Raw genomic sequence first — 23,233 nt, 5'->3', positions numbered from 1 at the left:
ATGACGACCGTCGGCGAGGGCGATCTGGTGCTCGGGGCGCTGGGCGCGACGGGCACGCCCGTCGACTGCTCCGGCCTCAACCGGCTCGACCTGGAGGGGCCGCAGGTGCTGTGGCTGGTCGCGGCCGGCGCCGTCGACCTGTTCGCCGTCGACGCGCAGGAGCGGGGCCACTGGCACCACCTGGGCCGGCTGGAGGCGGGCGCGCTGCTGCTGGGCCCGGTCGCGGGGCCCCGGCACACGCTGGTGGCACGCCCGTTGCGCGACTGCGTGGTGCGCCGCATCGCCCTGCGCGAGCTGTACCAGCCCCCGCACCCGCAGACCTGGTCCTACGACGCCTACGGCAACCCCCAGTACGTACCGCCGGCGTCGAGCCCGCTGGAGCACGCCCTGGCGCTGGGCGTCGGCCGTGGTCTGACGGTCCTGTTCCAGGCGCCGACGGCCACCGAGGGAGCCACGGCCGCCTCGGACGACGACGTCTTCTGGATGCAGGTACCGCCGGGCAGTGTGCAGTACGGCTCGCTGTACGGCGCGGAGGCGGCGGCCGACCTGCTGACGGACCCGGCGGTCTGGCAGAGCATGGTCGACCAGCAGTACCGGCTGCTGACCACGCTGGACCGGTGGATCGAGCAGCGGGAACGCACCCACGAGACGCGGACCGCCGCGGGTATCAGGGCCGGTGAGGCGGTCCGCGCGCAGGCCGACCGGACACTGCTGGCGTCCATCGGCGGGCGGTCCGCGCACCGCGTGACGGCCGCCGACGCGGACGCCTCCTACGCGGCCTGCGCGCTGGTCGCCCGCGCGGCCGGGATCACCCTCGCCGAGCCCGCCCGGAGCGGCACCGAGAGCGACCGCCTCGACCCGGTGGAGCGGATCGCCCTCGCCTCCCGGGTCCGCGTCCGCTCCGTCCGCCTGGACGGCCGCTGGTGGCGCAACGACATCGGCCCCCTGGTGGGCCACCGGGCCCTGTCCGGCGCTCCGGTCGCGCTGCTGTGGCGGCGCGCCGGATATGTGGCGGTGCATCCGGCGACCGGCCGGGAGACACCCGTGGAGAAGGCCAACGCCGAGGAGTTCGAGCCGCGCGCGGTGATGTTCTACCGTCCACTGCCCGAGCGGCGGCTCGGGGCGCTCGGGCTGCTGCGGTTCAGCATGCGGGGCGTACGCGGCGACCTGACGAACCTCCTGCTGGCCGGCCTGGTCACGGTGGCCATCGGGGCGCTGGTGCCGATCGCCACCGGCAAGGTGCTCGGCGAGTACGTGCCGAAGGCCCAGCAGGGCCCGATCGCCCAGGTCTGTCTGGCGGTGATGATCAGCAGTGTGGTGGCGGCGGCCTTCATGCTGCTGGAGAACCTGACGATCCTGCGGCTGGAGGGCCGCATCGAGGCCACCCTCCAGCCCGCCGTGTGGGACCGTCTGCTGCGGCTGCCGACCAGGTTCTTCGCCGGGCGCTCGACGGGCGAACTGGCGAGCGCCGCCATGGGTGTCAGCGCGATCCGCAGGCTCCTGGCGGGAGTCGGGCCGGTGGTCGCGCAGTCGGTGACCGTGGGCGCGATGAACCTGGGGCTGCTGTTCTGGTTCAGCGCGCCGATGGCACTGGCCGCGATCGGCATGCTCGTCGTCATCGCCGCCGGGTTCCTCGGCCTCGGGCTGTGGCAGGTGCGCTGGCAGCGGCGGCTGGTGGTGCTCGGCAACAAGCTGAACAACCAGGCGTTCCAGACGCTGCGCGGGCTGCCGAAGCTGCGGGTGGCGGCCGCCGAGAACTACGCGTACGCGGCCTGGGCCTCCCAGTTCGCGCGCAGCCGTGAACTCCAGCAGAAGGTCGGGCGCATCAAGAACCTCACGACCGTGATGGGCGCGGTGTACCTGCCGCTGTGCACCCTGCTGATGTTCATGCTCCTCGCGGGTCCGGCACGCGGCGCGATGTCGGCCGCCGCGTTCCTCACGTTCAACACCTCTGTGACGATGCTGCTGACCTCCGTCACCCAGCTGACCGGCGCCTTCGTGTCGGCGGTGGCCGCGCTGCCGCTGCTGGAGGAGATCAGGCCGGTCCTCGACGCGACCCCCGAGGTGCGCACGGCGAGCACCCGGCCGGGACCGCTGTCCGGGGCGATCGAGACGCGCCGGCTGTCGTTCCGGTACGCCGACGACGGTCCCCTGGTCCTCGACGACGTCTCCTTCGAGGTCCGGCCGGGCGAGTTCGTGGCCGTCGTCGGCCCGAGCGGCTGCGGCAAGTCGACGCTGCTGCGGCTGCTCATCGGCTTCGACGACCCGGTCTCCGGCAGCGTGCTCTACGACGGCCAGGACCTCGGGGCGCTGGACCGGTCCGCCGTGCGCCGGCAGTGCGGTGTGGTGCTCCAGCACGCGCAGCCCTTCACCGGATCGCTGCTGGACGTCATCAGCGGCACCGAACCGTGCACGCCGGAGGAGGCGATGGCGGCGGCCGAGATGGCGGGGCTCGCGGAGGACATCAGGCGGATGCCGATGGGCCTGCACACGATCGTCTCCGACGGTGGCGCGATCTCCGGCGGCCAGCGCCAGCGCCTCATGATCGCTCAGGCGCTGATCCGCCGCCCCCGCATCCTCTTCCTCGACGAGGCGACCAGCGCCCTCGACAACGAGACGCAGCGCACCGTGATCGAGTCCACCAAGGCCCTCGACGCCACCCGGATCGTCATCGCGCACCGCCTGTCGACGGTGCTGGACGCCGACCGGGTCCTCGTCATGGACGACGGCAAGGTCGTCCAGCAGGGCCCGCCCGCGGCGCTGCTCGCGGACCCCGGGAGCCGGCTGCACGAGCTGGTGAGGCGGCAGCTGGCCTGACGTGCCGGCGCGGGAAGCAGCGGCGCGGGAGTGGTCCGCGGCCACGCGGAGGCGCCAGCGAAACGTTGCCGTTTCGCTGACAGTGGTCTAGCCTCGACGCGTACGAAACAGTTTCGTTCAAGTCCGGCCCGGTCCGACGGCATCCCTTGCGCGAGGCCCCCGCACGACTTCCCTGGAGTGGCTCCCCCATGTCCCAGAAGACCCTCGCCGACGGCACCCTCGAAGGTGTCGCCGGCGCACCACCCGAACCCTCGTCGAAGCGCTGGTGGATCCTCGCGGTCGTCGCCCTCGCGCAGCTGATGGTCGTCCTGGACGCGACCATCGTGAACATCGCCCTGCCCTCGGCCCAGGCCGACCTCGGCTTCTCCGACGGCAACCGGCAGTGGATCGTCACCGCCTACGCGCTGGCCTTCGCCTCCCTCCTGCTGCTCGGCGGCCGTATCGCCGACCTCTTCGGCCGCAAGCCCGCCTTCCTGATCGGTGTCGTCGGCTTCGCCGCGGTCTCCGCGCTCGGCGGCGCCGCCAACGGCTTCGGGATGCTGGTCACCGCCCGCGCCCTGCAGGGTGCCTTCGGCGCACTCCTCGCCCCCGCCGCGCTCTCCCTGCTCAACACCACGTTCACGGAGGCCCGCGAGCGGGCCAAGGCGTTCAGCGTGTACGGCGCCATCGCCGGCGCGGGCGGCGCGGTGGGCCTGCTGCTCGGCGGTGTCCTCACCGACGCCTTCGACTGGCGCTGGACCCTCTACGTCAACGTGGCCATCGCCGTCGTCGCCTTCGCGGGCGGCTGGGTCCTGCTGGACAACCACCGCGACGCCGCGAACTCCAAGCTCGACGTGCCCGGCACCCTCCTGGTCGCCGCGGGCCTGTTCTCCCTCGTCTACGGCTTCTCCAACGCGGAGACCCACGACTGGGACTCCGCGCGGACCTGGGGCTTCCTGACAGCGGGCGGACTCCTGCTCGCCGCCTTCGCCTGGTGGCAGACCCGGGCCGCGCACCCGCTGCTGCCCCTGCGCATCCTGCTCGACCGCAACCGGGCCGCGTCCTTCCTGGCGGTGCTGATCTCCGGCGCGGGCATGTTCGGCGTGTTCCTCTTCCTCACCTACTACCTCCAGCTGAACCTGGGCTTCAGCCCGACCAAGACCGGTGTGGCGTTCCTGCCGATGGTCGCGGCGCTGATGGTCGCGGCGCAGGTGGGCACCACGGTCCTGGTGCCGCGGCTCGGACCGAAGGCCGTCATCCCGCTGGGCTTCGCGATCGCCGCGGTCGGCATGGCCTGGCTGACCGGGATCGGTACCGCCTCCGCCTACACGTCCGCGGTGCTGCCGCAGCTGATCGTGATCGGCCTGGGCCTCGGCCTGGTCATGCCGCCGGCCATGCAGCTGGCCACCGGCGGGGTCGCCGCCGAGGACGCGGGCGTGGCGTCCGCCACCGTCAACGCCATGCAGCAGGTGGGCGGTTCCATCGGTACGGCGCTGCTCAACACCCTCGCCGCCACCGCCGCCACGAACTACCTGGCCGGGCGGGACGTGACGAGCAGGGCGGTCCAGGCCCAGGCGACGATCGAGAGCTACACCACGGCCTTCTGGTGGTCGGCCGGCTTCTTCGCCGCCGGTACCGTCATCGCCTTCGTGCTCTTCCGCCGCGGGGTGCCGCAGCAGGACCCGGACGCCGCTCCGGTCGTCCACATGTAGCACCGCTCGCCGAGGGGCCGCCGTCATCAGGGAGACGGCGGCCCCTTCGCGCGCCCGGCGCCCGGACGGAACCCGCGGCCCGCCTGGCTGGATGTGACCCACGACCCGCCGGTTCCGCTGTTGGGTCCCCGTGTAACCGGGTACTCACCGCTTCATGCGAATCAGCGTGGTGGATGTCGGATCGAACACGGTCAGACTCGTGGTGGCGGACACGGCCGGCGGGGTGCCCCTGCCGGTGCACACCGCCAAGTGGCGTCTGCGGCTGTCGGACGACGTGAAGCCGGGCGAGCCCGTCCCCGCGGAGGCCGTCGAACGCCTCGTCGGCGCCGTCGCCGAGGCGAGCAGGACCGCGACCCGGTGGGGCGCGGCCGGCCCCGTCGCCTTCGCGACCGCCGTGGTGCGCAGCGCCCCCAACCGGCAGGAGGTGCTCGACACCGTCCGGGAGCGGACCGGCGTCGACCTGTGCACCCTGCCCGGCGAGGTCGAGGCCGAGCTCACCTTCCTCGCCGCCCGCCGCTGGATGGGCTGGCGGTCGGGACCCCTGGCACTGCTGGACATCGGCGGCGGCTCACTGGAGCTCGCCTTCGGACGCGGCCGGCTGCCCGACTTCGCGGTGTCGCTGCCCCTGGGCGCGAGCCGGCTCACCCATGAGTTCTTCGAGGACCAGGACCCGCCCACGACCGAGCAGCTGCGGGCACTGCGCCGCAAGGTCCGCCACCAGCTGCGGGACGCGGCGGCGCGTATTCGCTGGGAGGGCCCGCGCCTGGCGGTCGCCACCTCCCGCACCTTCCAGCAGCTGGGACGGCTGTGCGGAGCCCCGCCCGGTCGACACGGCCCCTTCGTGGAGCGGCAGCTGCACCGCGCGGACCTCGGGACCGCCATCGGCCGGCTGGCCGCACTGCCCGCCGCCGAGCGCGCCCTGCTGCCCGGCATCTCCGCGCCGCGCTCCGGCCAGAGCCTGGCCGGCGCCCTGGTGGGCCACACCGCGATGAAACTGGTCGGCATCGAGTCGGTCACCATCTGCCCCTGGGCGATCCGCGAGGGCATCCTGCTGCGCCACATCGAGGACGGCGCCTCCTGGTGGGCGGAGATCTCCCGCCGCGACGAGGAGCTCGCCACCCCCGAACCGGTGCCCCTGCGCATCGCCACCCCGACCGGCTGACCCCGCGGTCGCACCCTGCCGCACAGGAGAGAGGAGCATCCCCATGCCAGCCCGGGACAAGCGGTCCGGCAAGCAGCCCGAAACAGCTGAAGGTCCTGAGCCACGGCTGCCGTCCGCGCGAGGCCCGGTCTCCGCCGCGGTGATGGCGTATCTGCTGGACACCGGCCCCCTGCCGCGCCACGAGGACGCCGTCGGCGCGGACGTCCACGGCGACGACCTCCAGCTGGCCCTGTATCTCTGCTACGAACTGCACTACCGCGGTTTCGCGGGCGTGTCCGGCGACCGCGAGTGGGACCCGGAGCTGCTGCGCACCCGCGCGGCCCTGGAGCACCGCTTCCTGTCCGCGCTGCGCGCGGACGCCGTGGCCCACGACAGCGTCGAGGACGCCCTCGCCGACCTGCTGGTCGAGCCGGTCGACGGCGCAGGCGTCTCGCACTTCCTGCGGGACAAGGGCGAGCTGTGGCAGGTGCGCGAGTACGCGGCGCAGCGCTCCCTCTACCACCTGAAGGAGGCCGACCCGCACGCCTGGGTGCTGCCGAGGCTGTGGGGCAGGGCCAAGGCGGGGATGGCGGCGGTGGAGTTCGACGAGTACGGCGGCGGCCGCCCCGACCGGGTGCACGCCCGCCTGTTCGCCGACCTGATGACGGACCTGGGCCTGGACACCACCTACGGCCACTACCTCGACGCGGCCTGCGCGGAGGTCCTGGCCACGGTGAACCTGATGTCCCTCTTCGGCCTGCACCGGGCGCTCAGGGGCGCCCTCGTGGGCCATTTCGCATCGGTCGAGATCACTTCCTCCCCCGGCTCGCGACGGCTGGCGGAGGCCATGCGCCGCACGCAGGCCGGCCCCGCCGCCGAGCACTTCTACGACGAGCACGTCGAGGCCGACGCGGTCCACGAGCAGGTCGTACGTCACGAGGTCATCGGCGGTCTGCTGGCCGAGGAGCCGCATCTCGCCGCCGACGTCGCCTTCGGCATCGACGCGACCGCCCTCGTCGAGGACCGGCTCGCCGCGCGCCTGCTCTCCGACTGGCGCGCGGGGCGGTCCTCGCTGCGCACGCCGCTGCCGTCGGCCGTCGCTTCGGGTTCCTCCCATATTTCCTGAATGCCTGGGTACCTGGGCGGGGTGAACTCACTGAGACCGCATCTGGCGCTCCCGGGCGTGTACGCCCCGCAGGAGGACACGGCCCTGCTGGCCGGAGCTCTGTCAGAAGAACCGCTCAGGCCGGGCGCCGACGTCCTCGACGTGGGGACCGGGACCGGCGCGCTGGCGCTGGCGGCCGCCCGGCGTGGGGCCCGGGTGACGGCGGTGGACGTCTCCTGGCGCGCGGTGTACACGGCCCGGCTCAACGCCTGGCTGTCCGGCGTGCCGGTGCGCATCCGCCACGGAAACCTCTTCGAGGCGGTGCGGGACCGGTCCTATGACCTCATCCTCAGCAATCCGCCCTATGTACCGGCGCCCACGGCGGCGGTACCGGCGCGCGGCCGGGCCCGGGCCTGGGACGCGGGCCACGACGGCCGGCTGGTCCTGGACCGGATCTGCGGGGAGGCACCCGGACTGCTGCGTCCCGGCGGGGTGCTCCTGATGGTGCACTCGGCGCTCAGCGATCCGGAGCTGACGGTGGGGCGTCTGCGCTCGGCGGGGCTGAAGGCCGCCGTCACCCGGCGCAGCCGTATCGACCTGGGGCCGGTCCTGCGCTCGCGGGCGGGCTGGCTGCGGGAACGCGGGCTGTTGTCGCCCGCCGAGGCGAAGGAAGAGCTGGTGGTCGTCCGTGCCGAACTCCCCGTCTGAGCCGCCGCGCCGGATCAAGGTCCAGCGCCGGGGGCCCCTGCTGGTGGAGGGCCCGGTGGAGGTGGAGCTGGAGGACGGGACCACGGTGTCCTCCGACCGTTTCCAGGTGGCCCTGTGCACCTGTCGCCGCAGCCGGCGCTATCCCTGGTGCGACACCAGCCACCGCGACCGCGACCGGCACTGAGCCCGGTCGAGGGCGTTCAGCCCGTCGGATCGAGGACGCTGAACCCGTCGTATCGAAAGCCGAGGTGCCGGCGGGTGGCCCCACTCCGCCCGCCGGCCCCCGGTGCGAGATCGCACGGCCCCGCGACAGGGACCCGCACTCCCCATAGGCGGGCCTCTTCGGCGCTCACGAGGCCCGCGCGATCCCGGTCTCAGAACGCGAAGACGCTCGCCCCGAGGGAGCTCTTCACGCACTCGTTGGCGAAGGTGCGCTCGTAGGAGACGCGCTTGCCGCGCCAGACTCCGTCCACCGTGATGACCACGGGGGCGTACTCCTTGGTGCACGTCACGTCGTCCCCGACCGCCAGGGCGTCGAAGTCGCCGTCGGCACGCCGGAGTTCCGCGCAGGCGAGCGCCGGGGCCGGGTGGGTGCCGGAGGCCGTCGGAGCGCAGCTCAGGGTGACCGCCCGTTCGGGGGTCACGCCGGCGGCGCCCTCGCCGTGGCCCATGGTGAGGACCAGGGCCGAGGGGGCGTAGAGCCCGGCCGGGGAGGCGGGCGGGGCGGCGAGGGCGGCGCCGGTGAGGGGCCCGCAGACGGCGGTGGCCGTGAGGGTGAGAGTCGCTGCCCAGCGCGCGGTGTTCCGCATTGTGTGCATCCTTCCGCTTGGTTCGGGAGTGGTGCCGCGTCGGGCCGGATGTGGCTCGGAGCGGCGAGCGCGAGTCTGCCGAGTCCGGCGCCGAATCTCACATCGACCCCATGGGTTTCAGTAACCTTGCGTATTGAATCAGTGGCAAGAAGTCACGGAATTCGAACGTTCCAATGCCGGAACCAGGCGGTTCTTGATCACGTCATGGCGCCAGATGGCCGGATCACCCCTGTTCGTTAATAGTCCTGAAACATTCCGCTTCAGCCCTGAGCGCACTCCGCCGCGAAGCCTTGCGTTCACGCTGCGGCCGAGTAATGGTCATTACATGATTACAACCGAGCAACGAGAGAAGCTGAGCGGCTGGTTCGCCGGCCGGCTGCCCGACGACCTGTTCGAGGCCCCGGCCGAGGTCACGGTCGACCGGGAGGAGATCACCGTGGTCGGCCGCATCCCGGCACCGCGGCTCGCCGGGAACGCACCCGCCACCGAACGGGACGCGGCCCTGGAGAGCCGCATCCAGGAGTTCCGTGAGCGCAGCAGGGAGGACCGGATCGCGGTGGCCCGCGAGGCCGAGCACCGCTTCGGCCGGAAGGTCTCCTGGGGCGTGGAGTGCGGTGACCGGCGCGCCCTGTTCACCCATGTGGCGGCCCCCGTCATGACCCGGCTGCGGCAGCCCGAGCGTCAGGTCCTCGACACCCTCATCGCCGGCGGGGTCGCCCGCAGTCGCAGCGACGCCCTCGCCTGGTGCGTGCGCCTGGTGCAGCGCCACACCGACGACTGGCTCGGCGAACTGCGCGAGTCCCTGGAACACGTGCGGCGGGTACGCGCCCAGGGACCGGACACCGACACCGGCACCGGCACCGGCACAGAGCCGCAGGACGCCCCCGCCGAGGCCCCCTCGAAGGACGCCCCCGAGGACTGAGCGGCCTCCGGACCAGCCGCCGTACGCCTCCGTTGGCAGGGGAGTCGTTCCACTCGGGCCGGCCGGGCGACCACCGACGACCACGCGGCGAGAGGCTGACGGACGAGCAGATCGCCATGCTCGTCGGCGGCGGCGCGCTGGTGCGCGACCACGGCCGGGAGCTGGTGCGGCTGTCCACCGGCCACTGGCCGATGATCTCCCGGCCGCGTGAACTGGCGCGTGTCCTGCGGGAATCAGCGGCCGGGGTCTGATCAGCCGCCCCGCATACCGCCCGGTATCGTCGGCGTGCGGCGCGTGTGCCGGCTGCGGCGCGTGCCCGACGACGAGAGGCGGGACGTACGCATGGCCAGGCACTGGGCGGACTTCCAGTACGAGATCTACCTCAACGGGATGTCGGGTGCGGTCCCCCGGCTGCCCACCGACCTGACCCGGCTGGAAGAGCTCACGGAGCGGCGCCTGGGCCCCGGCCCGGTCGGCTATGTGGCGGGCAGCGCCGGGGACGGAAGCACGGCGCGCGCCAACCGGGCCGCCCTGGAACGCCGGCGCATCGTCCCGCGGATGCTGCGGGACGTGCACGAACGCGACCTGTCGGTCGAGGTGCTGGGCCGCGCCCTGCCGGCCCCCCTGGCGCTGGCGCCGGTGGGCGTGCTGTCGATCATGCATCCGGACGCCGAGCCGGCCGCCGCCCGGGCCGCCGCCGCGCAGGGCGTGCCCTTCGTCCTGTCGTCCGCGTCGAGCACGCCGATGGAGCAGGTGGCCGAGGCGATGGGGGACGCGGAGCGCTGGTTCCAGCTGTACTGGCCGAAAGACCCGGAAGTGGCCCGGAGCTTCCTGCGGCGGGCGAAGGCGGCCGGGTTCACGGCGCTGTTCGTCACGCTGGACACACCGCTGCTGTCCTGGCGGCCGCGCGATCTCGACCAGGCGTACCTGCCGTTCCTGCACGGGGTGGGCACCGCCAACTACTTCTCCGACCCGGCGTTCCTGGCGGGTCTGGCGAAGCCGGTGCACGAGGACCCGAACGCGGCGGTCATGCACTTCGTCGGCATGTTCGCGGACCCCGCCAAGACCTGGCCGGACCTGGCGTTCCTACGGGAGAACTGGGACGGTCCGATCGTGCTGAAGGGTGTCCTGCACCCGGACGACGCCCGGCTCGCCGCCGACGCCGGGATGGACGGCGTGGTGGTCTCCAACCACGGCGGACGCCAGGTCGCCGGCTCGGTGGCGGCGGCCGACGCCCTGCCCCGGGTCGCCGAGGCGGTGGGCGACCGGCTCACCGTCCTGTTCGACAGCGGGGTACGCACCGGTGACGACGTCTTCAAGGCGCTCGCCCTGGGCGCGCGGGCGGTCCTCCTGGGCCGGCCCTACGTGTACGGTCTGGGCCTCGACGGCCAGTCCGGCGTGGAGCACGTGATCCGCTGCCTGCTCGCCGAACTGGACCTGACCCTCGCGCTGTCCGGACACGCCGGCCCGGCCACCGTCGGCCCCGCGGACCTCCACGAGCACTCCGGCTGAGCGCCCGCTGGGCCGTCCGCGGGGTCGCCCCTCAGGTCCTTCTCGCGAGTTCGACCGCCCGCGGGGACGGGGTGCCCCCGCTCTCGGTCGACAGCGAACTCGGACCGGCCGTCACGGAGGACTCGGTCAGCCAGCGCTGACCGGCGGAGCCGTCACGGACCTTGACGACCACGTCGGCCCCCGGGTCCGCGGTGGTGGAGGTGAGCGCGAGCCCTTCCTCCCGGCGGGGCAGCAACTCGCCCCGCACGGTGAGGTCGTAGCGCACGTCGTCGGCGCGCCGGGTCTTCTGGCCGGCGCAGGTGCCGAGGACGACCACCCCCGCGTCGGCGTGCGAGTCCAGGCACAGATCGGGGTCGGCGGCGCTGCGCAGCAGTCCGTCGGTCCCGTACGACCACTGCTGGGTCGCGGCGGCGGAGCAGGCGGCGAGTTCGGTCCCGGCGCCCGCCTTCACCTCGCCGCGGACGTCGAGGCACAGGTCGGCGCCGAGGTTGCGCAACCTGGTGCGTCCGGAGGCGGTCGGGTGCTGTGCGGTGCCCGGCGAGGCGGAGGAGGCCGCGGGCGGGTCCTGGGAGTACCTGCCGCCGCTCGCGCTGGTGGACGCGGCCGGGTCGGCGCCGTCGTCGGACGACCACAGCACGGCCACCAGCACACTCGCGAGCAGCCCGACGGAGGCCAGGCCGACCCCGGTGAGCAGCGCGCGCGAGGACCGCGGGGCCGGTGGGAGGCCCCGGCCGGGTACCGGGATCCACGGCGGCACGCGCCGGCGTGCGCGGCCGTGCCGGGCGGCGCCGCGCGGGCGGGGCTGCTCCCGCGGCCGGGTGCGGCGGGACGCGGCGTACCGGCCGGCGTTGCGGCCGAGTACCGCCTCGGCGATGAGGAGGCCCAGATCTCCCTCGAAATGACTCAGTTGTTCGGCGGCGTGCCGGCAGTAGGGGCAGGCGTCCAGATGCTGCCGGACATCCGGCAGCAGGTCTCCGCCGCGCCGGATCGGGACGTCGAGAAGACGGTTGTAAAACCGGCAGTCCTTCGTCGGCGCGAGTTCGCGATGGGCATGTACACAACCTTCGCGGAATTTCTCGCGCGCCTGTTCGCGTGCGGCCGAGGCGATGTCGATGTCCACACCGAGAAGAGCGGCCGGGACGCCGACCGGCTCGCCTTCGACCTCGGTGTGCCACAGCAGACACCGGGCGAGTCCGGGCAGGGACTGGAATGACCGCTCCGCCAGCTTGCGGTGGTCGGGAGTCATCGACATGGCTGTGCGGTCGCCGCGGCCGCGAGAGGGCTTCGCCAGGCCCGGCAGCACCGCGGACACGCGGTCCTCGGCCGCCCACCGCACGGCCGTGTCGCGGACGGCCACCAGCAGCAGGGGGCGCAGGGCGAGCGCCGGTTCGCCGAGTGCGAGCCGGTCCAGGACCTGGTGGAAGGCGGCCGCGGTGACCAGGGAGGCGGTGCCCTCCGGATCGGCGACGAAGCCGGCCGCGTAGGAGTGGGCCGCCTGCCAGTGCCGGGCCATCAGCAGCGCGACCGCGCGGGACACGTCCTCCTCGGAGCGGGCTCTCAGCCGGGCGGCGAGGTTCTCGTCGGATTCTCCGGGAACACCGCCGGGCGGAGGGTGCGGGGCCGGCGGGCGAGAAGGGTGGGGGGTGGGCACTGAAGGGATTCCTTTCCCACGCGCACGGGACACGCGGGGAGCCTGAATTCAACCGATGTCCCTCCGGCCCGGTTCCCCACGGGACGAATGCGACCCGGGCTTTACCCCCCGCACGGTGGTCAACCCTCGCACACGTCACTCACGGCCAACAAGGCACTCGGACAACCTGCCCCGCTTTGAAGGAAAGTCAGGAAGGGAAGTCGACAAAAGTCCGCCGCACGGGCTTTCGACATTCCATGGGCCCGGTGTGAAAAGGGCCCGCGGGCCGCGCCCCGTGTGAATCGCGCGCACCCGCCGGGACCCCGCGCACGCTCCCGGCGGCCGGCCCCGCGTAGTCCACTGGAGGCGGCCCTTCTCACCAGGCCCCGCGCGGGACGGCGGCTCTCCCCCGCGAAGCGGGCCGCCGACCCCGTTCCTCCCGCCCTCGGTCGGCGGCCCAGAGAAGGACTCCCACCGGTCGCCCGTGGCGGCCCCGGTCGGCACCGGGGCCGCCGCCGTCCGCCGGGCTATCGCTGGTCCGCCACGAAGGACGCCATCCGGGCCAGCGCCGCGTTCCAGTTGATCGCGGTCTCGTTCGTCGACCAGGACTGGATGTCGTCGATGTAGCAGAACTGACCGACACAGCCCTGGAGTCTGCTCTGCGCGTAGGGGTCCTGGATCGCGGAGTTGGGGCCGCCCGCGAGGGTGCCGGCCGGCGGGTCGGGGAGGCCGGGATCGAGTTCGTGGGCGTACCAACGGCTGTGCTGATGGTGGGAGTTGACCTCGCCGTAGCCGGTGACGTAGGAGATGTTCAGCGCGTTGCGGCCCAGGATGTAGTCCATGCTCTGCAGCGCGCCGTCGCGGTACTTCGCGGCGCCTGTGACGTCGTAGGCGGTGGCGAGGACGACCGCGTTGTTGAGGACCTGGTGGCTGGAGCCCCAGTCGTAGCGGTTGCCGTCGGGGGCGTAGGGCATGCCGTACGGCTGTCCCGCGAGGGTGGCGAGGTAGCCGTCGGCGGCGCGGACGACCGACCGGCGGACCTTGTCCCGGCCGGGGAGGGCGCTGGGCACCGTGGCGAGGTCCAGGCGTCCCGCCGCGGCCGTCCGGCTCCAGTCGAGGCCGAGGGGCCCGAAGATGTCGGCGGTGTGCAGCGGGGAGGCGAGGACGTGGTCCGCGAACCGCTTCTCGCCGGTGGTGAGATACAGCTCCGCGGCCGCCCAGTAGAACTCGTCGGTCGCGTCGGTGTCCGCGTAGGCGCCGCCTCCGGTGGCGTCGCTCTCCGGGGCGTACACGTCGGGATGGGCGAGCGCCGCCGACCAGGCCGTACGGGCGGCCGTCAGGGCCTTCGCGGCGAACCGGGGGTCGTAGGGCCGGTACAGTCGGGCGGCCTGCGCGGCCGTCGCCGCGAGGTTCAGGGTCGCCGTGGTGGTCGGCGGGTGCAGCTCGCGCTGCTGCGGGTCGTCGCTCGGCAGCAGCGGGAGGCCGGTCCACTGCGCGTCGTGCACCTTGTGGTGGACCATGCCGGCCTCCGGCTGCCCGGCGGGCACCTGCATCTTCAGCAGGAACTCCAGCTCCCAGCGGGCCTCGTCGAGGATGTCGGGCACCTTGTTGCCGCTCTCGGGGATGGCGAGGGTGCCGTCGCCCAGCTTCGCGGGGTGACCGGTGCGGGCCAGCAGGGAGCGTTCGTAGGTGCTGAGCAGCTCCCAGGTGGCGATGCCGCCGTTGACCACGTACTTGCCGTGGTCGCCGGCGTCGTACCAGCCGCCGGAGACGTCGAGGCGGTAGTCGCAGCCGCCGGGGACGCACGGCACGCTCAGGTCGCCCCGGTTGGGCGCCGCGTCGAGGTGGCCGGCGGGGCGGCCGTAGCCGGGGCGCAGGTCGTCGCGGATCGCGATGCCGCTGCGCTGGGTGTAGTAGTACTTCACTGCGTCCAGTCGCAGCTGTTCGTAGGCGCCCGTGCCGATGTCGAAGGGGCGGCTCGTCTCGCCGTCGGCGACCAGGGTGAAACCGTGGCCGCGGCCGCGGTAGCCGCCGAAGGCGATCGAGTGCACGTTCTGCCCGGAGGAGGCGTCCGTGCCGCGGGGCACGGTCCGGCCGTGGGCGACCACGGCGCCCTGTGCGTTCCTCAGCTGCCAGGGAAGCCGGGCGGTGGCGGCGGTGACCAGGGTCGCGTTCTTCGGTCCGGAGGGAAGATAGGCGACCTGGTTGACACGTACCCGCGGGCCGGTGTCCGGCTCGTACACCTCGGGCGGTACGCCGCCGAGCAGGGACACGTCGTCCATGCACAGGCGCCAGGCGTCGGCGCCGCCGCCGGCCTGGAGGGCGACCTGGCCCTGCGTGGTGTCGACGGGCGAGGTGAAGGTGTAGGAGTACGCGTCGCCCGACACGCTCAGCTGGGGAGTGACCTCGAAGTAGGTGTCGTACGGCGCCACCGAGAGGCCCACGATCGCGCGGACCGGGTGGCCGGCGGGCGAGCCGCTCGCGGTGAACGCGAACCGGTAGGACTCCCCCTTCACCAGGGTGATGTCGTTCTGGCCGACGGCGGCGTCCCAGCGGTTGGCGGTGCCGCCCGGCACGTCCGCGCACAGCTGTCCGTCGGACACGCCGGCGGTGACGTTGGGGGTGGTCCACCAGGGGGCGGTGGTGGTGTCGAAGGTGCCGTTCACGACCTGCTCGGTCCCCGCCGCGGCGGCCGGTCCGGCCGGAAGCGCGGTGAGGGCCGCGCCCAGCAGGGCCGCGAGGGCGGTGAGCACGGTGGTTCTGCGTCGTTTCACGTCTGGGCTCCTCGGGGGGAGGTGCGGGTGACGCTCCCATGGGAGCGCTCCCAGATGCGGACGCAGGCCATGCTTGTTGCAGGCATGACACCCAGTCAACGGTCCGGACGGGACTGGTTGCCGTCCGGACCGCTGACCTGGCCGCTCTACCCCGCCGGAATCTCCAGCCGGCTGACGCGCACCGCCCCGTCCGCCTCGCCCGGCCGGGCGCTGGTGAACGTCAGCCGCAGCCGTGAACCGCGTACCGCGTCGAAGGTCAGCACCGTCGGGGCGTCCGAGGCGGTGGCCCAGTCGACGCTCGCCCCGGTGACCGGCACGTAGCGGTGGCCGTCCCACACGGCGGCCTCGACCGCGGCGGGCCGGCTGTGCGTGGCGTCGACGGTGAAGGAGATCTCGGCCCGGCCGACGCTCCGGGCCCGTCCCCAGTCGACTGACACCCAGTCCGCGGGCCGGGCCCCGGCGAACGCGGGCAGCAGCGCGGTGGCCGACTTGGCGAAGGCGTTGGACCAGCCGGTGGCCGGGTCGCCGTCGAGCATCGCGGCCGGCAGGGTGTCGGGCCGGCCGGAGTAACCGGCGTCCGCGCGAAGGTGGTCCACCGGCGCCGGAGAGTCCGGCTCGAAGACGGCCGCGGGCGTGACGGCGGCCGAACGGGCGGGCGTGGTGCGTACGGTCACGGTGTCCGCCCGCAGCCCCTCCGCACGGGCCGACACCTTCAGGCCACCCGGCGCGGTGCCCGACCGGACGATGGCGAGCGCCTTGCCGCGGAAGGCGGTGCGCGTGCTCGCCTGGTAGCGCTCGGCGCTCTCCTGACGGCCGTTGTCGACTCCCGCGAGGGAACCGCCCGTCACCGCGAAGGAGATCAGGTCCTCGGCGTCGGGCACCGGCACACCGTGGGCGTCGACGACCTCGGCCGTCACGAAGAGCAGCGAACGGCCGTCCGCGGGCAGGGCGGTGCGGTCGGCCGTCAGCCGCAGGGCGTGCGCGGCCCCGGCGGTGCGCAGCACGTCGGTGGCCACCACCCTGCCGCCCCGTCGCGCGACGGCCTTCAACTCGCCCGCGCGATACGGCACGTGCCAGGTGAGGTGGAGCTTGCCCGCGCTGCCGTTCGGGCTGGTGTAACTGCCGGGGTGGGGGCCGTCGGTGAAGGTCTTGTCGTCGCCGGTGGCCTCGGTGGTCTCCAGGTACGTGCGGCCGTCGACGGTCTGCTTGGTGTCGAACGTCCGGGTGCCCAGGGAGGTGCCGTCGAGGAACAGCTCGACGGTGTCGACGTTGCTGTAGGCCCACACCTCGACCGTGTCGCCCGGCTCGTGGTTCCAGGTCATGGGCACCAGGTGGACCATGGGCCGCGTGGTCCACTGGCTGCGGAAGAGGTGGTACATGTCCTTGGGGAACCCGGCCGTGTCCACCGCGCCGAAGAAGGACGCCTTCACCGGGAACACGTCGTACGGCGTGGGCTCGCCGATGTAGTCGATGCCCGACCACAGGAACTGCCCGGCGAACCACTTCCGGTCCCGGTCCTTCTTGTGCCCGTACTCGCCGCTCATGGTCCAGGAGGCGAGGTTGTTGTCGTAGGAGGACGTGGCACGTCTGCCCGGCGTGTGGTTCTCCCCGGTGTTGAGGTGCTGCGGCTCCTGGTAGGTGCCCCGGGTCGAGGTCTCCGAGGAGGACTCCGACTCGAAGAGGAAGAGGTGCGGGTAGGCCTGGTGCAGGGCGTCCACGGACTTGGCGGTGTTGTAGTTGAGGCCGAGGCCGTCCAGCTTGGCCAGCATCAGGTCCGCCGCCGAGCCCTTCGCGGGCGGCCGGCGGTACTTGTCGGAGCCGATGACGAGCGGGCGGGTGTCGTCGGCGGCCCGGATCGCGGCGATGATCCGGTCGGCCATGACGAGTCCCGCGGTGGAGGTGGAGTCCGGGATCTCGTTGCCGATGGACCACAGCACCACGGCGGGCGAGTTGCGGGCCGCGAGCACCATCTCGGTCGCGTCCCGCTCGCACCACTCGTCGAAGAACCGGCCGTAGTCGTACCGCGTCTTGCCGGTGCGCCAGCAGTCGAACGCCTCCACCATCATCACGATGCCGAGTTCCTCGCAGACCTGGATCATCTCCGGCGAGGGCGGGTTGTGCGAGGTACGGAAGGCGTTGACGCCCATGGACTTCATGAGGGTCATCTGTCTGCGGACGGCGTCGGTGCTGACCGCCGCGCCGAGCGCGCCCAGGTCGTGGTGCAGGTCGACGCCCCGGATCTTGGCGTGGACGCCGTTGAGGTGGAAGCCCTCGTCCGGGTCGAAGTGGAAGGTGCGGATACCGAAGGGGGTGCGCCAGGTGTCCACCGTCCGGCCGCCGACGCGCAGTTCGGTCTCCAGCGTGTAGCGGAAGGGGTCGGCGAAGTCCCACAACCGGGGCCGTGGCACGAGAAGTTCGTGGGTCTCGGTCGCCCGGTCGCCGACGTCCACCGTGGTGGCGGTGTGGTCCGCGGTACGGCCGTGCGGTCCCCGGATCCGCGACCTGATCTCGACCGGGCCCGGTGCGCCGGACTCGTTCACCACGGAGGTCCGCACCCGGACCACGGCCCGCTCCCCGGTGACCTCCGGCGTCGTGACCTGCGTGCCCCAGCGCTCCACGTGCACCGGGTCGGTCACCACCAGGCGGGCCTCGCGGTAGATGCCGCTGCCCGAGTACCAGCGGCTGCTGGGCAGTTGGTTCTGCACCCGGACCGCGATGACGTTCGCGGTGGTGCCGTCGGTGTGCAGCAGGGCGGTGAGATCGAAGGCGAAGCCGGTGTAGCCGTAGGGGTGGTGGCCCACCTCGGTGCCGTTGCAGTGGACGGTGGAGTCCATGTACACGCCGTCGAACTCGACCGAGATGCGTCGGCCGGCCAGGGCGGGCGGCAGGGTGAACGCGAGGCGGTACCAGCCGAGGCCGCCGGGGAAGAAGCCGGTGCCGCTGGTGGTGCCGTGCTCGGTGGTGGGGGTCTGCTCGATGCTCCAGTCGTGCGGGACGGCGACCTCGCGCCAACCCGAGTCGTCGTACCCCGGGGCCGCGGCGCCAGCGTACGCGCCGGTCGGGTCGGTGATCCCGCCCGGGTTGACCAGCGCGAAGCGCCAGCCGTCGCGCAGCGCGACCGTGCTGCGGCCGCCGGCGGCCGCCGCCCCGGCGGCGGACGCGGCGTGCGCGCCCAGGAGCGTCCCGGCCGCCGGGGCGGCGGTGGAGGCGATCAGGACCGATCTGCGTGTGACCGTCATGGCGGCTCTCCCTCATCAGGGACCTTCAGGGGCCATCGGGCACCATCAGGGACCAGAAGTAATCACAACTCATCGTGAACAAACAGATTCTGACGGTGCGGCACGCGCGGCCGTCAAGGGTGCGGAGCGCCGCTTCCGTCCCGGACGCCACAACGGCCGAAATTCCCGCTTGACCGGCCATCGTCCGCCGCACAGCGCACCCACGGGGTTCACCGACACGCGGGTGCACGACCCACTACGCTGGAACCCAGGTGACGCGCCTGTTCACTGTGAGTGCGCGATGGAGTGGCGAGGATGAGCCTGGAGTACCCGTTCGATGAAGCCGCGACCGCGCGGGCCGTCGTCGACGACGACGGTGTACTCGTCGAGTGGAGCGCGGGCGCGCGGCGCCTGCTGGGCTGGTCCGCCGCCGAGGTCGTGGGCCGCCCGGCCGCCCGGCTCCTGGCCGGCGGGGACCACCGCGCGGACGGTGTCCCCGGCGGCCCCCGCTGGGACGGCGTCCTCACGCTCCGTCACCAGAACGGCGGCACGGAGACCGTGTGGCTGCTCGCCCACCGCAGACCGCCCGCCGACGGCGCCGCCGGCAGTTGGCTCCTGCTCACCCCCCTGGAGGGTGACGGCCCGCGCGCGCCCGACGACCCGCTGGAGACCGCCACGCTCCTCCAGTCACCCTGCGCCCTGGCGATCTACGACGACCGGCTGCGGCTGCGCCGGATCAACGCGGCCATGGAGGAGATCATCGGGCTGCCGGAGGAGCGGGTGCGGGGACTGCGCCTGCCCGAGATGAGCGGCAGACCCCAGACCGCGGAGAGCGAACGGCATCTGCACGAGGTGCTCGTCACCGGCCGGGGACACGACGTGCGGACCTCCGTGGAGGTCCGCGGCGACAGCGGCGTCAACACCTGGCTGGCCCGCATGGCGCCGGTCCGCGACGCGGCGGGGCGGGTCCTGGGCGTGAGCGTCACCATCCACGACTTCACCGAGCAGCACCTGGCGCGCGAGCGCCTGCAGCTCGTCAACGAGGCGAGCGTCCGCATCGGCACCACCCTCGACGTCACCCGGACGGCCCAGGAACTGGCCGACGTGTGCGTGCCCGCGCTCGCCGACTTCGTCAGCGTCGACCTGCTGGACCCCGCCGAGCCCGGCGGCGACCCGTTCAGCGGCCCGCCCACCCTCCCCGTCCACCTGCGCCGGGCCGCACACCGGTCGATCAACCCGGGCAACCCCGAGGCCGTGGCCGAGCCCGGCCAGGTGAGCGTCTACCCCGCCTCGTCGCCCCAGGCCGACTCGCTGCTGGCGGGACACACCATCGTGGCGTCCACCGACTCCGACGACCTCGCCGAATGGCTCTCCTGGGACACGGCACGCGCCCGGCGGATCAAGGAGTACGGCATCCACTCGACGATGTCGGTGCCGATCCGGGCCCGCGGCCTGACCCTCGGGGTCGCCGTCCTCACCCGCTTCCGGCGGCCCGGCACCTTCACCCCCGACGACGTGCTGCTCGCGGAGGAGGTCACCGCCCGGGCGGCCGTCTGCATCGACAACGCCCGCCGCTATTCCCGCGAGCGGGAGACCGCCCTGGCCCTGCAGCGCAGCCTGCTGCCCCGGACCCTGCCGCGCACGGCCGCCGTCGAGGCGGCCTCGCGCTATCTGCCCGCCGCGCGGGCCGGCGTGGGCGGCGACTGGTTCGACGTGATCCCGCTGTCGGGCCTGCGGGTGGCCATGGTCGTCGGTGACGTCGTGGGCCGGGGCGTCCAGGCCTCGGCGACCATGGGCCGGCTGCGCACAGCGGTACGCACCCTGGCCGACATCGACCTGGCCCCCGACGAGCTGCTCACCCACCTCGACGACCTGGTCGTACGGCTGTCCACGGAGGCCGGCAGCGAGGGCAGCCCCGGCGAGGTCGGCGCCAGCTGTCTCTACGCGGTGTACGACCCGGTGTCGCGGTGCTGCACGCTGGCCAGGGCCGGGCATCCCGCGCCGCTGATGACGCGCCCCGGGGGCCTGCCGGAACAGGTCGAGCTGCCCGCCGGGCCGGCCCTGGGCCTGGGCGGGCTGCCGTTCGAGTCGGCCGAGTTCGAGCTGCCCGAGGGAACCGTGCTGTCCCTGTACACCGACGGGCTGACCGAGGCCCGGGAGCGGGAGGCCGGGGACAGCCACGAACTGCTCCGCGCCTCCCTCGCGGCCCCCGCGGGCTCACTCGACGAGCTCTGCGACCGGGTGCTGCACGCCCTGCTCCCGCCGGGTGGCGCCGCCGACGACGTGGCCCTGCTGCTGGCCCGCACCCGGGGCCTGCCGCCCTCACAGGTGGCGACCTGGCACATCCCGGCCGACCCGGCGCTCGTCTCCCCCATCCGCAAGCAGGTCGTCGAACAGCTCGACAGTTGGTCGCTGAGCGAGGCCGCGTTCACGGCCGAACTGGTGGTGAGCGAACTGGTGACGAACGCGATCCGCTACGGCTCCCACCCCATCCGGCTGCGGCTCATCCACGACGCGACCACCCTGATCTGCGAGGTGTCCGACACCAGCCACACCGCTCCGCACCTGCGCCGTGCCAAGACCTTCGACGAGGGCGGCCGCGGTCTGCTGCTGGTCGCCCAGCTCACCGAGCGCTGGGGCAGCCGGCACACGTCCGACGGCAAGACGATCTGGGCCGAGATCGTCCTCCTCACCGACGAGGAGTGAACCGCTGCACCGCACGCGCGGGCATCGGATCCGCGCGGGCGGGGCACCAGTCGTCGTAGGCGTGTGCCGGGAGCCCGGCACGGCCGCGGCAGGCGGCGGAGCGGCCAGGAGGGGGAGCGACATGGCGAGGACGTCACCGCACGTGCACCGGGCGGGCCTCCTGGCGGGCGCGGTCGCGGCCGTCGGTCTGCTGACCGGCTGCGGCGGCGGGAACGACGGCGGTGACGCGAGCGCCGCGAGCACGCCTTCGACGCCGGCCCCCGCGAGCGCGAGTGCGTCCGCGTCCGGCGGCGGCGGTGACGCGAGCGCGTCGGGGACCGCCGCGAGCGGCACCCCCACGGTGTCCACCTCCGCCGCCGGCGCCCGTTGCCACACCTCGGAACTGCGCGCGTCGGTCGGCCGGAACAATCCGGGCGCCGGGCAGGAGAACTTCCCCCTGGTGCTGACCAACGCCTCCCACCAGACCTGCACCCTGCGCGGCTACCCGGGCGCCGCCTTCCTCGACGCGTCGGGCGGACAGCTGGGGCCCGACCCGAAACGGTCCGAGGGCACCCCCACCACCGTCACCCTCACCCCGGGCGACAGCGCGTGGGCGGGGATGTCCTTCGCCAACCCCCAGGTCAGCGAGGCACGCGCGGCCACTCCCGCGGCCGTGCTGGTCACCCCGCCGGACGAGCGGGACCCGCTGAGGGTGGCGTGGACGGGCGGTCCGGTTCCCGTCGCGGGCAACGCGTCAGCGGTCGTACTGACGGTGTTCGACGCCGGCACCGGCCCCTGACACCCGCCCGGACACGGCGGGGACGCCTCGCTCAGTTCTCACCGCGGCCTGCTTTGATGGCCGGGGACCACCAGCTCGACCCACGAAGGACCAGCCCTGAACACCGCGCTCGCCGAAGCCCTGTCCGTGGCGCTGCTCGTCGCCGTACTCGCCTGGGCCGTGGTGCGGCCCTTCGGCTGGCCCGAGGCCGTGGTGGCCGTGCCCGCCGCGGGGGTGGCGGTGGTGTCCGGGGTGATCTCCCTGGAGCACGTCCGCGCGGAGGCCGAGCAGCTCGGACCGGTGATCGGTTTCCTCGCCGCCGTGCTGGTGCTGGCCCACTTCTGTGACGTCGAGGGGCTCTTCCAGGCGTGCGGCGCGTGGATGGCCCGCCGCGCGGCCGGCTCCCCGACCCGCCTGCTGACCTCGGTGTTCGTACTGGCCTCGGTGATCACCGCGGTCCTCAGCCTGGACGCCACGGTGGTGCTGCTGACGCCGGTGGTGTTCGCCACCGCCACCCGCATGGGGGTGCGGGCCCGCCCGCACGTCTACGCCTGCGCGCACCTGTCGAACTCGGCCTCGCTGCTGCTGCCCGTCTCCAACCTCACCAACCTGCTGGCGTTCGCGGCGAGCGGGCTGAGCTTCACCCGGTTCGCGGCCCTCATGGTGCTCCCCTGGCTGGTCGCGATCGGCGCGGAGTACGCGATCTTCCAGCGTTTCTTCCGCCGGGACCTGACAGCGTCCGACCACTCGCCCGCCCCCGTCGACACACCCCCGCTGCCCCTGTTCGCGCTCGTCACCGTGGGCTGCACGCTCGCCGGGTTCGTGGTGGCCTCGGCGGTGGGCGTCGATCCGGCCTGGGCCGCGGCGGCCGGGGCGCTGGTGCTGGCAGGACGCGCGCTGGTGCGGCGCCGGGCCACTCCGCTCACGGTGGTGCGGGCGGCTGCCCCGTCGTTCCTGGCGTTCGTGCTCGCGCTCGGGATCGTGGTGCGGGCGGTGGTCGACAACGGGCTCGCCGACGCGCTGCGCCACGTCCTGCCCGAGGGGACCAGCCTGGTCGCGCTGCTCGGCATCGCCGCGCTCGCCGCCGTACTGGCGAACCTCATCAACAACCTGCCCGCGGTGCTGGTGCTGCTGCCCCTGACCGCGGCGGCCGGACCGGGCGCGGTCCTCGCGGTGCTGCTCGGGGTGAACCTCGGCCCGAACCTGACCTACGCCGGGTCGCTGGCCACCCTGCTGTGGCGGCGCATCGTGCACGGGCACGGGCACGGCGTCGACCTCAAGGAGTTCACCGGCCTTGGCCTGCTCGCCGTGCCGGCCTCCCTGCTCGCGGCCGTACTCGCACTGTGGGCGTCACTTGAGGTCCTCGGGACCTGAGGGCAGCGTCTTCGGGTTCTGGGCGACGGCGTCCTCGGGCCCTGGAGACCGCGTCCTCGGGGACCAGAC

General features: G+C 73.4%; 16 protein-coding genes. 12 read left to right on the top strand and 4 right to left on the bottom strand.

The genetic code is table 11. From position 1 onward, the window contains the following. The 6 genes from AC07AZ_RS16630 to AC07AZ_RS16605 all read left to right on the top strand — a co-directional run bounded on the left by AC07AZ_RS16630 (window position 1) and on the right by AC07AZ_RS16605 (window position 7,646). Complete coding sequence (locus AC07AZ_RS16630) at window positions 1–2,817, top strand: NHLP bacteriocin export ABC transporter permease/ATPase subunit (protein WP_478848197.1); 2,817 nt, start codon at window positions 1–3, stop codon at window positions 2,815–2,817. Window positions 2,818–3,005: 188 nt separating this feature from the next. Then, window positions 3,006–4,508 carry an MFS transporter gene (locus AC07AZ_RS16625; protein ID WP_478848195.1) on the top strand — a complete coding sequence of 501 codons (1,503 nt, stop codon included), beginning with the start codon at window positions 3,006–3,008 and terminating at the stop codon, window positions 4,506–4,508. A 154-nt stretch (window positions 4,509–4,662) separates the two neighbouring features. Next, complete coding sequence (locus tag AC07AZ_RS16620) at window positions 4,663–5,670, top strand: Ppx/GppA family phosphatase (protein ID WP_478848194.1); 1,008 nt, start codon at window positions 4,663–4,665, stop codon at window positions 5,668–5,670. 43 nt (window positions 5,671–5,713) lie between these two features. Then, window positions 5,714–6,775 (top strand): iron-containing redox enzyme family protein, encoded by a 1,062-nt coding sequence (locus AC07AZ_RS16615; protein ID WP_478848192.1) that lies wholly within the window; start codon window positions 5,714–5,716, stop codon window positions 6,773–6,775. Beyond that, on the top strand, window positions 6,776–7,462 hold the full coding sequence (locus AC07AZ_RS16610) for a HemK2/MTQ2 family protein methyltransferase (protein ID WP_478848190.1): 687 nt from the start codon (window positions 6,776–6,778) through the stop codon (window positions 7,460–7,462). Beyond that, window positions 7,443–7,646 carry a CDGSH iron-sulfur domain-containing protein gene (locus AC07AZ_RS16605; RefSeq protein ID WP_478848188.1) on the top strand — a complete coding sequence of 68 codons (204 nt, stop codon included), beginning with the start codon at window positions 7,443–7,445 and terminating at the stop codon, window positions 7,644–7,646. Before AC07AZ_RS16610 ends, AC07AZ_RS16605 begins: the two co-directional genes overlap by 20 nt. 190 nt (window positions 7,647–7,836) lie before the next feature. On the opposite strand, the gene AC07AZ_RS16600 is transcribed toward AC07AZ_RS16605, so the two are convergent. After that, the gene (locus tag AC07AZ_RS16600) at window positions 7,837–8,271 is read right to left on the bottom strand and encodes a protease inhibitor (protein WP_478848186.1); all 435 of its coding nucleotides are present in this window, start codon (window positions 8,269–8,271) and stop codon (window positions 7,837–7,839) included. A 325-nt stretch (window positions 8,272–8,596) separates the two neighbouring features. On the opposite strand from AC07AZ_RS16600, the gene AC07AZ_RS16595 reads away from it, so the two are divergent. The 3 genes from AC07AZ_RS16595 to AC07AZ_RS16585 all read left to right on the top strand — a co-directional run bounded on the left by AC07AZ_RS16595 (window position 8,597) and on the right by AC07AZ_RS16585 (window position 10,705). Continuing rightward, on the top strand, window positions 8,597–9,193 hold the full coding sequence (locus AC07AZ_RS16595; protein WP_478848184.1) for a hypothetical protein: 597 nt from the start codon (window positions 8,597–8,599) through the stop codon (window positions 9,191–9,193). A gap of 32 nt (window positions 9,194–9,225) precedes the next feature. Next, window positions 9,226–9,444 (top strand): hypothetical protein, encoded by a 219-nt coding sequence (locus AC07AZ_RS16590; RefSeq protein ID WP_478848182.1) that lies wholly within the window; start codon window positions 9,226–9,228, stop codon window positions 9,442–9,444. A 91-nt stretch (window positions 9,445–9,535) separates the two neighbouring features. After that, the gene (locus AC07AZ_RS16585) at window positions 9,536–10,705 is read left to right on the top strand and encodes a lactate 2-monooxygenase (RefSeq protein WP_478848280.1); all 1,170 of its coding nucleotides are present in this window, start codon (window positions 9,536–9,538) and stop codon (window positions 10,703–10,705) included. A gap of 31 nt (window positions 10,706–10,736) precedes the next feature. Here the strand turns inward: AC07AZ_RS16585 and AC07AZ_RS16580 are convergent, their stop codons facing one another. The 3 genes from AC07AZ_RS16580 to AC07AZ_RS16570 all read right to left on the bottom strand — a co-directional run bounded on the left by AC07AZ_RS16580 (window position 10,737) and on the right by AC07AZ_RS16570 (window position 18,348). Beyond that, window positions 10,737–12,356, bottom strand: coding sequence for an RICIN domain-containing protein (locus AC07AZ_RS16580; RefSeq protein ID WP_478848180.1), 1,620 nt, complete (start codon window positions 12,354–12,356; stop codon window positions 10,737–10,739). Window positions 12,357–12,862: 506 nt separating this feature from the next. Next, complete coding sequence (locus tag AC07AZ_RS16575) at window positions 12,863–15,109, bottom strand: glycoside hydrolase family 9 protein (protein ID WP_478848178.1); 2,247 nt, start codon at window positions 15,107–15,109, stop codon at window positions 12,863–12,865. 146 nt (window positions 15,110–15,255) lie between these two features. After that, entirely contained in the window at window positions 15,256–18,348 is a 3,093-nt protein-coding gene (locus tag AC07AZ_RS16570; protein ID WP_478848176.1) for a glycoside hydrolase family 2 TIM barrel-domain containing protein, read from the bottom strand. A gap of 294 nt (window positions 18,349–18,642) precedes the next feature. Between AC07AZ_RS16570 and AC07AZ_RS16565 the strand changes: the two genes are divergently transcribed. The 3 genes from AC07AZ_RS16565 to AC07AZ_RS16555 all read left to right on the top strand — a co-directional run bounded on the left by AC07AZ_RS16565 (window position 18,643) and on the right by AC07AZ_RS16555 (window position 23,164). Then, on the top strand, window positions 18,643–21,033 hold the full coding sequence (locus tag AC07AZ_RS16565; protein ID WP_478848175.1) for a SpoIIE family protein phosphatase: 2,391 nt from the start codon (window positions 18,643–18,645) through the stop codon (window positions 21,031–21,033). Window positions 21,034–21,154: 121 nt separating this feature from the next. Further along, entirely contained in the window at window positions 21,155–21,811 is a 657-nt protein-coding gene (locus AC07AZ_RS16560; RefSeq protein ID WP_478848173.1) for a DUF4232 domain-containing protein, read from the top strand. Between the two features lie 96 nt (window positions 21,812–21,907). Next, entirely contained in the window at window positions 21,908–23,164 is a 1,257-nt protein-coding gene (locus AC07AZ_RS16555; RefSeq protein ID WP_478848278.1) for an SLC13 family permease, read from the top strand. Window positions 23,165–23,233 lie beyond the last annotated feature (69 nt).

The organism is Streptomyces sp. NPDC043878 (genome assembly GCF_056435735.1).
This window is presented reverse-complemented; position numbering and strand designations above follow the sequence as displayed.

Excerpts from the sequence above, each read along its gene's own strand:
- AC07AZ_RS16610 (WP_478848190.1), top strand. The coding sequence starts at position 6,776 with ATGCCTGGGTACCTGGGCGGGGTGAACTCACTGAGACCGCATCTGGCG.
- AC07AZ_RS16570 (WP_478848176.1), bottom strand. The coding sequence starts at position 18,348 with ATGACGGTCACACGCAGATCGGTCCTGATCGCCTCCACCGCCGCCCCG.
- AC07AZ_RS16600 (WP_478848186.1), bottom strand. The coding sequence starts at position 8,271 with ATGCGGAACACCGCGCGCTGGGCAGCGACTCTCACCCTCACGGCCACC.
- AC07AZ_RS16615 (WP_478848192.1), top strand. The coding sequence starts at position 5,714 with ATGCCAGCCCGGGACAAGCGGTCCGGCAAGCAGCCCGAAACAGCTGAA.
- AC07AZ_RS16560 (WP_478848173.1), top strand. The coding sequence starts at position 21,155 with ATGGCGAGGACGTCACCGCACGTGCACCGGGCGGGCCTCCTGGCGGGC.
- AC07AZ_RS16565 (WP_478848175.1), top strand. The coding sequence starts at position 18,643 with ATGAGCCTGGAGTACCCGTTCGATGAAGCCGCGACCGCGCGGGCCGTC.
- AC07AZ_RS16595 (WP_478848184.1), top strand. The coding sequence starts at position 8,597 with ATGATTACAACCGAGCAACGAGAGAAGCTGAGCGGCTGGTTCGCCGGC.
- AC07AZ_RS16625 (WP_478848195.1), top strand. The coding sequence starts at position 3,006 with ATGTCCCAGAAGACCCTCGCCGACGGCACCCTCGAAGGTGTCGCCGGC.
- AC07AZ_RS16630 (WP_478848197.1), top strand. The coding sequence starts at position 1 with ATGACGACCGTCGGCGAGGGCGATCTGGTGCTCGGGGCGCTGGGCGCG.
- AC07AZ_RS16585 (WP_478848280.1), top strand. The coding sequence starts at position 9,536 with ATGGCCAGGCACTGGGCGGACTTCCAGTACGAGATCTACCTCAACGGG.
- AC07AZ_RS16620 (WP_478848194.1), top strand. The coding sequence starts at position 4,663 with ATGCGAATCAGCGTGGTGGATGTCGGATCGAACACGGTCAGACTCGTG.